The organism is Sulfurospirillum sp., assembly GCF_036802865.1.
GTDB lineage: Bacteria > Campylobacterota > Campylobacteria > Campylobacterales > Sulfurospirillaceae > Sulfurospirillum.
On record NZ_DAIRVK010000006.1, the window covers coordinates 57,677 to 73,173 of the forward strand.

A 15,497-nucleotide genomic window follows, 5' to 3' on the forward strand; every position below is an offset into this window, starting at 1 on the left:
AGGGATGGCAAACACACCGGAAGTTAATTACAGTAAGAGTACAACAACCCTTAAATCTCCTCCTGCTGCTGGCGAAAATATCAATCTCTTTTTGCGCCCTGGAGATGAGCTCTCTTTAGGTGTTGATCTCTCAAAAGCAAGCTTGCAAATTGTCGGTGGCGATGTTATAGCAACACTTCCTAATGGCGGGCAGATTACATTTGTCTCTTTGGGTATGATGGCATTTGAAGCCAATGCTCCTATTATTAAATTGCCAAGCGGCATGGTGTTGCAGATTGAACAGATCTTAAATAAAGTTCAAGATATTGGTCAAGCTCCGAGAGATTCTATTTTGGTTTCGGGTCCTGTATCGCTTCAAAGTGAACAGCATAATCCTGCTAAAGAGGAACACAGTAACAAAGATGAATCGCCTGTTAATGACTATAACGCGTATTATGTAGATCCTCAACCGTTTATTAAGCCTCAAGAGAATGCCAATACAAAAGAGAGTAGTGGCAAATACCTTCAAGAAGCGGTGACAGAATACACGAGTAATAACCCTGCCATCAGCGATAGTACCGAAAAAAATAAACATATGGATGAACAAAGTAAAAGTAAAGATAATGTTGCGGATGTTTCGGCAGCGCTCTCTTTCGATCTTGGCTTTTACCAAATCAAAAGTTCAGACTCTTTAGTCGGCGGAATCAAAGAAGTCTTGGGTGGTACGGGAAGCGCATTAGGCAATGTAAGTAAAAGTGCCGCTGCGCAATTTCAAGCCGAAACACTTGATTACCGTAATGATGCTTATCCGACGGTTATTACAGCGGACAATCCTAGTCTTGTTAACGATACATATCTTACAAAATTAGTGAGACTTACCGTCTCTCAACCTATCGGTTTTAATATTTCGAATATTGTTATAACTAGTTTAACCAATGATTTTCAAATACTGAATGCAGATTTTTCATCTGCTAATTCTACAAGTGGTGGATGGAGCCTTTCTGCTGCTACTGCACTATCAACAACAGGCTTTTCACATACTGCAACTGATGGTGGAGAAACGATAGAATTTTATATTCGTTATGCATCAAATAACCCTAGTATCGTTAATATTGATTATCTTATGAAAGTGAATTTGACATCACAATTTGATATGGCTAATGTCCCTGTGGCACAACAAGCAGGAGTTGTTGAACCTGAAAAAATGACTCTGACTAATTTTAAAGATATTGGTGTCATTGTCAAAAATGTTAATACCGAGTCAGATTATACGTATACAGGGAAGTATCCCTCAGGTTTCGTAGTAGATACAACACCTAATGAAAATATTATTTATACCTCTAAATTAAACTCAACGGTGTATGGTGGACTTTCTAACGATACAATTTATGGCAATATTGGTAATGATACCCTTAATGGTAATAGAGGGAACGATACACTCAGTGGAGGATCGGGAACCAATAGTATCAATGGTGAGGCGGGTATTGATACGATCAGTTATGATTTTATAACTAAAAATTATAGTGATACATTTTTATCAACCCATAAATCTATGAATGATCCTGCTACAGGTCTTAATTATTCAAATGACCAACATCCAAAAGGTGTTATCGTTAATCTTCAAACAGGGTATGCTTCTGGGAAAACGATTTATGATTCAAAGCCAAGTGATGAATACGATGGTGAGGCTTTGGTTAATCTTGTAGATACACTCACAAACGTTGAAAATGTCATTGGCTCAAAGTTTGATGATACGATTATTGGTAGCAATACTGTTGCAAATATGTTGTACGGTGGTGAAGGTAATGATACCATTGATGGTGGAAGCAGCGGTGGTAATTATCTTTATGGCGAAGCAGGGAATGACTGGCTGATTGGTAGTACCCGTGATGCAAAAATTGATGGTGGTGATGGAACTGATACTGTAGATTTTTCAAATAACATGGTTGGTATTGAAATCACACTCAACAACTCTTCCAATGGTAGCATTAAAGATATCGGCGCATCTTCTGCAACCACCGTTGTTTCAAATGTTGAAAATGTTGCGGGCACTCAGTATAAAGATATTATAAGTGGAGATGATTCGAATAATCTCTTAATAGGCGGCTATAACCATTTAGCAACGAGCGTTTCTGCAAATGACGATACGATCAGTGGCGCTGCTGGGGCTGATACAATTGTCGGTGACATGATGGTGGATGCAGTTACGACAGTGGTAATGTACGGCGGCAATGATATTCTTGTTGGGGGCAGTGAAGATGACAAACTTTATGGTGATTCTGCTCCTGTTGCAAGTACATCTTATATTGTTGTTTCAGCTGATCAAAGTTTAGAATATGTTATTGATAAAGCAGGAGCAACTCTAGCAACAATTTATGGTGGTAATGATACCCTACAAGGTGGTTTAGGAAATGACTACATGGAGGGTGGTAGTGGCTATGATACTGTTGATTATAGTGGTATCTCTGCCAGTGTTACGGTAAATCTTGCAACAGGTATTGCAACGGGTCAGGGAATAGATACACTTAAAAATATAGAGAATATTATTGGCTCAAACCTTAGTGATACTTTGACAGGTAATACGCTAGCAAATACCCTTAATGGTGGCAATGGTAGTGACTGGGTGGACTACTCTTACGCAGGTAGTGGCGTTGTTGTTGATTTAAGTGTAGGGACAGGGATTGTCTCTGCAACAGATACTGATACCCTTATTTCCATAGAAAATGTTATTGGTTCAAGTGGTAATGATACCTTAGGAGGCGTTAAAGGCATTGTCAATACGTTACTCGGTGAAGGTGGCAATGATGTTTTTTACGGCTATTTTGATGGCGATTCCATTGATGGTGGTAGTGGAATTGATGCTATTGACTATGGTAATATTGACTCTGGTATTAATGTCACTTTAGGTGGTAGTTCCATTGATAAGCTAACAAGTATTGAAAATTTATACGGTACGAAGAGCAACGATATCTTAGCAGGGGATGGCTCTAATAACACAATTAATGGCAGAGAAGGCAACGACACACTTATAGGTGGAGCGGGAAGTGATTTATTAATTGGTGGCGATGGTAATGACTTAGCGGATTATTCAACATCTTCCAATGGTATTGTGGCAAATTTAACAATGAATAGTGTCAGTGATGGTATGGGTGGAACGGATACATTATCAGGTATTGAAAGTGTGAGAGGCTCACAGTATGCAGACATTATAACGGGTTCTGCAAATAGTGATACTTTGATAGGGTATGGTGGAAATGATACATTTGTTGCAACAGCCAGCAATGATGTGTATTGGGGAAATGAAATCAATGTCGGTTCCTTTGTCTCTAATGATAGTGATAAAATTGATTATTCAACGCTCAGTGGCGTTAACCATATTGTAGCGACACTTCCATCGATATCAGGTACAGGAACTATTACAAAATACACTAGTTCTGGGCCTAGTGTAGATACGGTTTACAATATTGAAAATATCGTTGGAACCAGTGGTGATGATACCCTTATAGGTGGTGCTGGTGTTGTTAATACCCTACAAGGTGGTGCTGGAAATGATACGCTAGGTGGAAATATTGATGGAGATAGTTTGGATGGTGGGGATAATACTGATACCTTAGTTTATAATGGTCTTAGTGCTAATTTAACCGTTGATATGAGCCTTAAAATAGTTGCTTTAACATCTGATTCAAGTCTAAAAGATAGTTTTGAAAAAATTGAAATTATTCAAACAGGTTCTGGAAATGATATTTTTATGCTCTCTGGTAGTAAGGATTCGACCAAATTAACGTTAGATGGCGGTACTGGAAATAATACACTCGATTATAGTGGACTAAGTGAAGGAAATATTCATGTTACATTAGCAGATAGTGGCTACACAACGGTGAGTGTTAATAGTGGTGCTGGAGATGATTCTATCATCAATATCTCCAATATTTCAGGTTCACAAAATGATGATACGATTATAGGTAATAGTGCAGCCAATACGTTGCATGGAAATGCTGGAGCCGATATACTCGATGGTGGCGCTGGCAATGATGTTCTTTACGGCGATGGTGGCGCGGATACGATCATTGGCACGATTGATAGCGGGATTGATTATTATGATGGTGGAGCAGATAGCGATACAATAGATTACAGTGCTGTAACGACGGCACTTACATTAACAAATGGTACAACTGTGATTGGGGTAGATGTTGGAACAGATACTCTTGCCTCGATTGAGATTTTTAAAGCGGGCTCAGGTGACGATGTTTTAACCGGTAGCATGACTGCCATGACCATATATGGCAATAATGGGGCAGACACCATTACTGGAGGCAGTGGTAACGATATCATTTATGGTGATAATCTTACAAAGAGTCATGGCACAAGTGACGGACACAATATCCTATCCGGTGGGGCAGGGAACGATACGTTATATGCAGGAGATGCAGGGGATATTCTTCGTGGCGATGCAGGTAGTGATACCCTGTTTGGTGGTGCGGGAATCGATACGCTTGATTATGCGACAAATAATATTACAATTACGGCACTCCTTAATATAGGCATGATTAATGGTGGTATCGATATCGATATTATTGATAAAACATCGATTGAAATTTTGCGCTCTGGAACAGGTGCTGATGTCATTACAGGCGCTGATACAGGCGTTTTAAAAACAATTTATACCGGTAGTGGCAATGACGTTATTAATGGTGGCGCTTTAGCTGAAACGCTTTATGGTGAAACAGGCGATGATACGATAAAAGGTGGCGGCGGAGTAGATACCATTTATGGTGGTCTTGGTAATGATGTGGTGTATGGTGCAACCGATGGTGATACCCTTTATGGCGATAATGGAACAGGCAATAGTGCTGGTACAAGCGATACATTGGACTTCTCAAATATAACTTCTGCAACAAATTTAATTGCCAATATGGTAACAGGTACGGTTAACATTGGCGCTTCTACCGTCAGTACTTTTTCCGAATTTGAAAATGTAACCGGTGGCGCTGGAAATGACCAAATTACGGGTGATGCAAATACCAATACCTTAAAGGGTGGCGCTGGTGACGATACTATTTTTGTGAGTAATGGTGCGGATGTTATTGATGGTGGTCTTGGTAACAATACTATGGATTTTTCAAGTCGAAACTCTTCGGTGAATATCAATCTTGCAGCATTTCAAATTATTAACAATGGTAACGGCGAAATTCAATCTATCCAAAATATAGAAAATATTGTAGGTGGCAATGCCGGCGATACCGTATCAGGTGATAGCTTGGCCAATACTATCTACGGAAATTTGGGAGCTGATCAGATTTTTGGAAATGATGGCAATGATGTTTTGTATGGAGATAATGCCGGCAATACGCATACGACGGCGGATGGTCACAATACCCTTGATGGTGGTGTGGGCAATGATACGCTCTATGCTGGAGACAGTGGCGATACACTTATTGGCAGTGCAGGGAACGATATACTTTATGGTGGTGCAGGTGCGGATATCCTTCAAGGTGGAGCAGGGGATGACACCTTAGATGGTGGTGGGGGAATCGATATTGCAGATTATCGTAGTGCAACCGCTAAAGTTGTTATTGCAGTTGATCTGGGTAATGCTACCAATTTGACAACAGGCACATCCAGCGGAACAGTCGGTACTGATATCATCAATAGTACGGTCGAGGTCGTCTATGGTAGTGCTGGTTATGACGATACAATGATTGGTAATGCTAATGCCAACACTTTTTACGGCTGGGGTGGTAATGATACCCTTAGTGGCGGGCTTGGCGACGATACTATTTACGGTGGGGTTGGTGATGATACAATCGCGGGTAATGGTGGCAATGATTTTCTCGTTGGTGGCGATAGTGTTGGTGTTTTCGCAGGAATTGATACGGTTGATTATTCTGCAGAGACAGCAGGTGTAACGGTTAATCTTACTGCAGGAACAGCAACAGGTACTTCCGCAGGCAACGATACTCTTAGTGGTTTTTCACGTGTTCTAGGTTCAAATTTTGCTGATACTTTAACCGGTAATTCGAGTGCAGATGAGTTACGTGGTAGCGGTGGTGATGACTGGTTTGTGATGACAGCAGGTAATGATACTATCTATGGTGGTACGACATCTCAGCCCAATGGAGATACGGTAGATTTTATCAATGCAACGACGGCTGGGATTATCGTTAATCTTACAACCAATAGTGCCAGTGGGACTGATATTGGAACCGACATTATCTACGAGATTGAAAATATTTCAGCCTCCAATGCTAACGATACCATTACGGGTGATACCAATAACAATACCCTCGTAGGACGAGCTTTAGACGATACCATTTTTGCTGGTGCAGGAGCAGATGTCATTTATGGTGATGATAACCTTCTCAATGGTAATTTTGATGGTATACAAACAGGAAATGACTTGCTCTACGGGCAAGACGGCAATGATACGATGTACGGTGGCTTGGGCAATGATAGCTTATGGGGTGGAAATAATGACGATACCCTTTATGGTGGAACGGGCGATGACTACTTAAACGGTGAAAATGGCATCAATATCCTTTATGGCAATGAGGGCAATGACACGTTTGAGCTGAGTGTCACTACCGCAACCAATACTATTACAGGCGGTAATGGTACAGATACATTAAATTTTTATAATGCAGCAGCAATCACAATTGATTTAGCGCTCACTTCAGCCCAAGCAACAGGTGGCGGTGGAAGTGTTACTCTTTTAGATAGCATTGAAAATATTTCAGGCTCCAATACTGGTGCAGATATGATTTTAGGAAATGCTTCTGATAATACGATCTTGGGAAATGCAGGTAATGATTCACTCTTTGGTGCTTCAGGAAATGACTCTATGGATGGCGGTGTAGGCAACGATACCATAGCGGGTGGTTTAGGCGCAGATATTATTACCGGTGGAGCAGATGATGATGTCCTTCGCGGCGGTGGTTCTGCCTATAATAGCGCTAATACCGCAGATGGCTCTGCTGATACAGTCTATGGTAATGCAGGAAATGATACGCTCTACGGAATGCTTGATGGCGATACCCTTTATGGTGGAGATAACGCTACGACATTTAGTGGCAACGATAGAATAGATTATAGTGGACTTGGTGCTGGAAGTGCCGTTTATATTGATATTAATGCAACGGCTGGACAATCTTTTGCACAACTCGTTGGCACACCGGCAACAACAGATACTATTTTTGGCTTTAACACCGTTATCGGAAGCGGTGGCAATGATATCATCGTCGGTAATGTCAATAATAACTATATTGTAGCTGGAAACGGTAATGATACCATCTATATGAGCCCTATTGCCACCGCATCCTCAACACTAACCGGCGGTAGTGACAACATCGATATGGGAGCCGGAGACGACACCCTCTATGTCTTTGCTTCCGAACTTACCAGCGCCGATGTCATAACCGGCGGTACACACACTACCGGTGATACCATTGTCTTTAAAGACGGCGGAATCATCAATGATCCGACCAAATTTTCCAACGTTTCCAATATCGAATTTGTTCAATTTGCCGATGTCGCTAACACCATCAGCCTTGATACAACACAGCTTAATGGTGTCCAACTTATTGGCGGTTCATCGACAGATATCTTTAACTATGCTATAACTAATTTTAATAGCCTTGATAAAGTAGATGGTGCTGGAGGAAATGACACTTTGTCGTTTACAACAGCAGGAACCCTCACGGATGCAATGCTCAGTTCTATTTCGCATATTGAAAATATACAACTTGCCAACGGAGTTAATACCGTCACCGTTGATGTCAGTAGTCTCGAGGGAGGCATTGCAACACTGCATGCAGGAACAAGTGGCACCAATACTTATAACTATTCGCTCGCAAAGCTCGACAGTACCGATACCATTGTTGGGAATGCAGGTACTACCGATATTATTCAATTTTTGGATGCGGGAACCATCTTAGATGATGCAAGATTTAATAGTCTTAGTTCTATAGATCAGATCAAGCTTGCGATTGGCGCTAATACGTTCAATATTGGCACTAATGAAGCACAACTCAGTGGCGTGAGTATAATTGGGAATAGTGGAGTTGATACATTTATTTATACGTCAACAGCATTAACCGATGCCACTGCGAATGCAAAACTGATCGGTTCAAGTGGCAATGATATTTTAAAAATTACGGGATCAACATCCGTAGCCGATACGAATTTTGTAGGGTTCACATCGATTCCGACCTTGGATGTCAACAGCTATACCGGATCTGTTACACTGGGGACAAATGCCACGACGATGGGAATCACAACGGTTGATGCCAGTACAAACGGTGGAACATTGAGTATTAATGCTTCAGCTATGAGTAGTGGTGTAACGATCAAATCCGCAACCGTTGGCGGAAGTACCTATACTGGTAGCAATAGCGCCACTACGGATGTCTTAACAATCGGCAGCGCCATCACCCAAGACGCTTCAGCGATCACAAAAATCGAAACGATCAATGTAAACGCCAATACTACTTTTACAGGCAACATTACAGGTGTGAGCAATCTTAGTATTGCAAGCTCAAGAACACTGAACCTTGATGCCAGTGCTTTAAGTAACGATACAATGAGCATTGCCGATGCGGGTACTTTGGTGATCAACAATGCAAGTAGCACAACACAACTCAATGGACTTACTTTTACAGGTGCGGGCGCTTTACAAGTCAATGGAACCAGCAGCAATGATACCATTACGCTCAACTCCACGCTTACATCATACACTGGAACGATAACGCTGAACGGTGGTGCAGGTGATGATATTATTGTCGGTAGTGGCAAAAATGATACGCTTTTAGGTGGTGCTGGAAATGATACACTAACAGGCGGTGTGGGAACAGATAGCATGAATGGTGGTGAGGATAGTGATGTTTATCGGTTTACCTCAGCAGCAGATATTTCATCAGACGTTATTGCAGATACCGGTACCATTGGGAATGATCTTATCTTTATGGATGCAAGTGGAAACTTTTCTCTTGCAAATATTTCAACCACGGGGATTGAAGAGCTTAAATTTTACCAAGCTGCAGAAGTCCAAACATTAACAATTTCACAAGCACAAGCGACTTCTATTGCAACTTTTACCGGCTTTACAGGAGCTACCGATACGCTCAGTGTTACAGGAGTAACTACCAGCCTTAATATGAACAATGCAAAAACATATACCGATATTGCTAAAGTGAGCATTGATGCATCAAGTGCTTCAGCCGCTGTAACGCTCACAGGTGCATCTGGTATATCTAATAACATTACAGGAAGTAGTTATAGCGATACAATCATTGCAGGAACGCTCGCAGATACCCTAGCAGGTGCAAGTGGTAATGACACTTTCCAAATTAACAGTAACTATTTAAATGCTTCGGATACTATTTCGGATACAAGTGGTTCGGATACCCTTGAAATTACCAATGCGGTCGCAACCATCACCGATGCCCAATTAACCAATGTAACCAATGTTGAGATATTAAAATTAGCAGCAGGTTCTACGGTTACCTTAGGCACAGAGGCCAATAATGGCGGTAATGGATTTACAACCGTTAATGTCAGTGCTGGTGGAACGAATATTATTAACAATAGTACGATCAATAATCTCAGCGTTGTTGGTGGCGCTGGTACTGATACGCTTAATGTTAGTGGTGGCGTCTCGCTCAATGCAGCAAACATTACCAATGTTGATTTAATCAATATTACAACAGGTTCAAGTACCATCACCAATCAATTTGCTAATTCTCCAACACTTACTATAGCATCAGGGGCAATGCTAAATAGCGGTAGCAGTGGAGATTCTATTACTGGAAAAACGATTAATGTGAATGGTACATTGAGCGCAACAAATATTAATGGCACAGATATATCGCATGTGGCACTAAACAGTGGTGGAACAGCAAGCTTTACTCTTGCTTCTGGCGGTACATTGGATGCTAGTGTTATGAGTAAAGACACCAATGGACTGCTCCAAATTACGGGTAGTTCAGGCAATGAAACGATAAAAATAGACAGTGCAAAATTTACCAATGCGAGTGATCTTATCAGCGATTCAAGTGGAGCATCAGATACCCTTGTTGTCACAGGTAGTAATGCAATAGACTTTACAAAAATCAGTGGTATGGAAATTGTTGACTTGACCAATTACAATGGTACAACCTTGACAACCAATACGACAACTGGAGAGACGATCAAAATTGATTCTGCCTATACGTCCATTAATGCAGGTGGTGGAACGGATCAACTTTCTATTACTGCGAATAGTGTTGATTTGAGGAATTCAACACTCAGTAGTATTGAAAGTTATTATGTGGTAAATGGAGCAACGTTGACCATTAAAGCTTCGGATGTTACGGGAAAAGTTGTTACTACTGATGGTAATATCGTTGTGCTTCATAGTGCAGATTCGTCCTATGATTTTTCTCGTATTTCGGGTAGTGGGACAAAAACGCTTGAATTTAGTGCCTCATCAACCTTTAGTGGTTTATTAGGGACGATATCTAACATTAGTGTCGATAGTGCTGTAACGGGTACTGTTACGGCTAGTGCTATTAGTGGGCATACTATTGTTCTTTCAGGAGCGGGAGCTTTGGATATTACCGCTGGTACGACAGCAGCCACTAATAATTTTTCAGGACTTACCAATGCGATTACCGGTAATGTCACCCTAAATGTCACTAGTGCAACTGATCTTGATCTGACAACAGCAACACTTGGAACAGCATTGGATAAGCTTAATACAAGTTCACCAAAAGTAGTAACGCTTACTGGAATTCAAGCAAATGCTTTTGGGCAATATTCAGGAACGGGAAATATCACTGTTGAAGCTGGAGCAACATCGAGTATAGATCTTTCTAGTAAAACAGTAACAGGGTACAGTGGTACATTCACATTGAATGATGGTACAGGTACTCAGACATTAATTGGCTCTATAAATAATGATGTTTACAATGTAGATAATGCTTCCGTCAATATCATAGCATTTAGTGGTGATGATACGATCAATATTTTGTCAACATTAAGTAGTAATTTAACAGGCCTTATTGATGGTAGTGCAGGTTCAGATGTTCTTAATATTAATAAAAGTGGTTTAACATTCAATATGAATAATATTACAAGTATTGAAACGATCAATGTCAATCAAAATGCGACCTTTAACAACGGAGTGCTCTCTGCGACAACGACAACTGTAGCTTCAGGCGTTACTCTGAGTGCGGACGCTTCTGTGCTGAGTGGCAATACACTTAATGGTTCAGGAATACTCAGTGTCACCAATCTTGATGCCGCACTTACTGCTGATTTTTCACATGTGGCAGGAGCAACAACCCTCAATGTAGATTGGAGTAGTGTAGGTAGTGCTATATACGCTGGAAACTTGAGCAATGTCGATACATTAAATATCTCCAGTGGTACGATGCACACTACGGATGATATTGCTTCTGGACATACCATCACTGGTATAGGAGCACTCATCGTTGATGTGGATAGCAATCTTGGCTTTACATGGTCAAATATCGCTGCATCTTTGAGCAGTGAAACACTCAATTTTACGAGTGGAACAACCTATACTCAAACGCTTACCAATGTAGATGCGATTACTCTCGAAAGCGGTGTAAATGTTGATATTTCGGCTGCAACGATTGGTGCGACCACAACGTCTGTGACGGGCGCGGGTGGTAGTGAATCATTAACCCTAAACAGTAGTTTTTTACATACAGTTTCAAGTGTTGATTTAGGAGGTGCGTCGGATACCTTAAGTGTGACTGGCAATACAGCATTGACAGCGACAGATTTTGACAATATTCATAACGTGGAGACACTCGACCTTAATAACTTTACCGGTACGGCAGATTTAACCAGTACAAGTGGCATTACACAGATTGATACGGGTTCAGGTGTCAATAGTACGACGATTAATTATGCAATGAATGTCGCTGACAGTGGTGGGGTTGATACTCTTTATACAACTGCTAGTATGAATTTAAGCAGTTATTCTATTTCTGGAATTGAAACTCTAAGTGTAGCGAGTGGAACAACCACGACACTTGATTATAATGATTTAAGTGTTGGTGGTGGAAATATTTCAACGCTTACTGGAAGTGGTAACGTTACGCTTAACGGTGCCGCTTCTATGGATATTCACAGTGAAAATATCGCAGGGTTAGGTTCAGATAAATTGGGCATTGCCGGTACAGCAGGTAATGATAATTTGGTGCTTGATTTTAGCCAATTGGATAAAATCAAGTTCGATGGCGTAACGGGTAGTGATACTGTCAGTTTTACATCTTCATCTGTAGCAAGTGGTACAACATTTGATACGAACGCTTTTGAGAATATTGATACATTAGATATTAGTAATCTTGGACTAAGCGGATCAGGTTTGACAATAGATGCAAATGCGCTTAAAAATTTCACAAGTGGGACGAATGATTTAACCTTGTTGATAAGTAGCACGGCAACACAAGATTCGTATATTCATCTCTCAAACGAAACTACCTATCAAAGTGTTACGTCTTTAACAGCAGGTGATCATGTTTTAGATAACGGTTTGATGTTACATGTACAAACAGTTTAGGATATAAATGAAATCAACAACACCTGTTCAAAGTAGAAATAACGAAAACGACACGTTACTACTTGCCTTTAAATACATTCTTGATTTTTACTATGGCAACGTCTCTTTTGAAACGATTCAGACCATTTTAGCGCACGATCGAAAGCAAACAAGTATTGATGATCTTCGCTATGGCTCTAAAGACTTTGGGCTTCAATTTGAAGAGATGGAACTCTCTTCCGACATGGTTCATTCGCATCTTTTCCCGTGTATTGTTATAGCTGAGAATGAAGATGTGGGCATCGTAACCTCGTTTGAAGATGGGGTCATTACGCTACTTAACCCTAAAACAGAGCAAAAAGAGCAAGTGGACATAGCGACATTGCAACAACGCTTTTCCACGTTGCTCTCTTTTTACAAAGATGTCTCCTATAAAAATATCTTGACGCATGAAACCAAAGATAAAGAGTGGTTTTGGAAGCATCTTTTAGACTCCAAAGCTGACATTATTCGCGTCGGTATTTTAACAGTTTTCATCAATCTTTTTGTTATTCTCATTCCGATGTACTCGATGAATGTTTACAATCGTGTCATCCCCAATTATGCCACAGAAACCCTGTTTGTTTTAACGATTGGCGTAGCGCTTATTTTCCTTTTTGACGCACTCTTTAAAATGGCAAGGGTGTACATTTTGGAGAGTATGGGCAAGCGTATTGGTAGTATTTTGGAAGAGGAGATGCTTAAACGGCTTCTTCTCATTCAAAGTGGGCATGATCACTTATTGGCGGGTTCAAAAGCCAATTTATTTAGGGAAATTGCGCAAATTCGCGATTTTTTCATGTCAAAAAGTATCAGTTTAGCGCTGGATTTGCCGTTTGTCTTTTTGACGCTTGTTATTATTTTTATTATTTCTCCTGCCATTGCGGCTATGACGCTGGTATGTGGGCTTATTATTGTTGGAATCAATCTCGCATTTCAAGTTACGATTTTTAGTTGGAGCAAAAAGCTCTTTAAAGACGGACAGATGAAGCATAATTATCTGTTTGAGACGATCAAAGGCATCGAGACATTAAAGCTCACCAATGCGGTGACACGAAGACTTTTTAAATGGCGCCAGTTGGTTAATTATTACAATTTTATCAATCTCAAAATTCAGATGAATTCAAATCTGGCAATGAACCTCTCGGCTATTGTCATGCAGATGGCAACCGTCTTGACACTCGTTGTGGGTGTTTATGAAATTCAAGATAAAAACATGACCATTGGTGCACTTGTGGCACTCAGTATTTTGGTAGGGCGTGCGATGGTACCTATTGTGAACATTTCAACCATTTTGAGTAAATACAAAGAGTTCAAAGAGTCACTAGAATCCATCAATAACTTTTGGCATCTGCCGTTAGAGACACAAAAATCAATCGAAATTGGCATCCAAACCTTGCACGGTGATATTGAGTTTAACAATGTCTCTTACACCTATGCAGGTACGAAAGTACCATCACTCCAAGGTGCAACGTTTAAAATAAAACCGGGTGAAAAAGTTGGTTTCATTGGGCGTACGGGTGCAGGTAAAAGTACCGTGTTAAGACTTCTCTCAGGGCTTGCTACCGCACAATCTGGTACGATTCACATCGATGGCCATGAAATCAACACGATTCATCCTGTGGAGCTTAGAGCGAACATTGGCATTATGCCGCAAGAACCATTTTTATTTGCAGGAACACTCAAAGAGAACATTGAAATCGGTGTAAACATCGGTAAAGAAAGACTTATCAAACTGCTTGCGATGACAGGACTTGAAGAGTTAGTCAAACGCTCAGGCGAGGGTGAAAACTTTCAAGTGGGCGAAAATGGTAGCAGACTTTCTGTCGGACAGCGCCATTTGGTGGGCTTAGCACGAGCACTCATTAACGATCCTGCTATTATCGTTTTAGATGAACCAACAACGGGTATGGATGTAGGGCTTGAAAAAGAGATGGTTGAGCATCTAAAGCCGATGGTAAAAGATAAAACGCTCATCGTCATTACACACCGGTTTGCAGCCCTTGAACTGGTCGATAGAGTTTTGGTCGTCAATAATGGTCGCATTGTTGCCGATGGTCCAAAATCAGAAATATTACTAAAGCTAAAAGGAAATGAATAGTGCCCGATTGTTCTCACACTTTAATTGATAGTGGCTATGCTTGTGTAAAAAAAACACGCTATGGTTATATGCTCTATAATAAATATGACATGTATATTGGGAAATCATTGGATTTGTATGGCGAGTTTTCATATTTTGAGGCACAGTTATTTGAAAAATTGATCAAACCAAAGAGTATAGTCTTAGATGTTGGTGCCAATATTGGAGCTTTTACCATATTGTTTTCCAAGCTAGTAGGCGTAGAAGGTCGTGTTTTAGCCTTTGAACCTCAGAGAATTGTTCATCAAATGTTGTGTGCTAATGTGGCGTTGAATTCTCTTGTGAATGTTGATGCCCATAATTGCTGTGTGAGCAGTGTAAGAGCAGAAGTTAACATGATAGAATTAAATCAATATGCCATCAATAATTTTGGTGGGATATCATTAGACCTTAAAGGTAAAAATAGTAGCAAAATTGATGCTATTCCCATTGATGAATTAGCACTTGAAGGCTGTCACTTTATGAAAGTAGATGTTGAAGGTATGGAGAGTGAAGTTTTATCTGGTGCACAAAAAACGATACAAAAGTATCAACCAATTATGTATCTTGAGAATGATAGAGTTGAAAAGAGTACGTCATTGATTCAGCGCGTTAAAGATTTTGGATACCGTATTTATGAACACACACCTCCTTTGTATTGTAGTAAAAATTTTTTCGGGTGTGATGTCAATGTTTTTGGCAATATCGTTTCAAAAAATATTCTTTGTATACCACGTGATTCAAATTTAAAAATAGATGGCTTAAAAGAAATTGTGTAGCCAAAATTTATATAGACTGTTTTAATTTATGAATAAG

The 15,497-nt window shown here is 40.4% G+C and carries 3 protein-coding genes; all 3 read left to right on the forward strand.

Features of this window, described 5'->3' with window-relative positions:
* The first annotated feature begins 4 nt into the window (after nt 1-4).
* From V7Q04_RS12200 to V7Q04_RS12210, 3 genes are read left to right on the forward strand one after another with little or no spacing between them, the layout of a single operon-like run.
* Nucleotides 5-12,544 (forward strand): hypothetical protein, encoded by a 12,540-nt coding sequence (locus V7Q04_RS12200; protein ID WP_333805440.1) that lies wholly within the window; start codon nt 5-7, stop codon nt 12,542-12,544.
* Nucleotides 12,545-12,551: 7 nt separating this feature from the next.
* On the forward strand, nt 12,552-14,663 hold the full coding sequence (locus tag V7Q04_RS12205) for an ATP-binding cassette domain-containing protein (protein WP_333805441.1): 2,112 nt from the start codon (nt 12,552-12,554) through the stop codon (nt 14,661-14,663).
* Complete coding sequence (locus V7Q04_RS12210; RefSeq protein ID WP_333805444.1) at nt 14,663-15,460, forward strand: FkbM family methyltransferase; 798 nt, start codon at nt 14,663-14,665, stop codon at nt 15,458-15,460. Before V7Q04_RS12205 ends, V7Q04_RS12210 begins: the two co-directional genes overlap by 1 nt.
* Nucleotides 15,461-15,497: the final 37 nt, after the last annotated feature.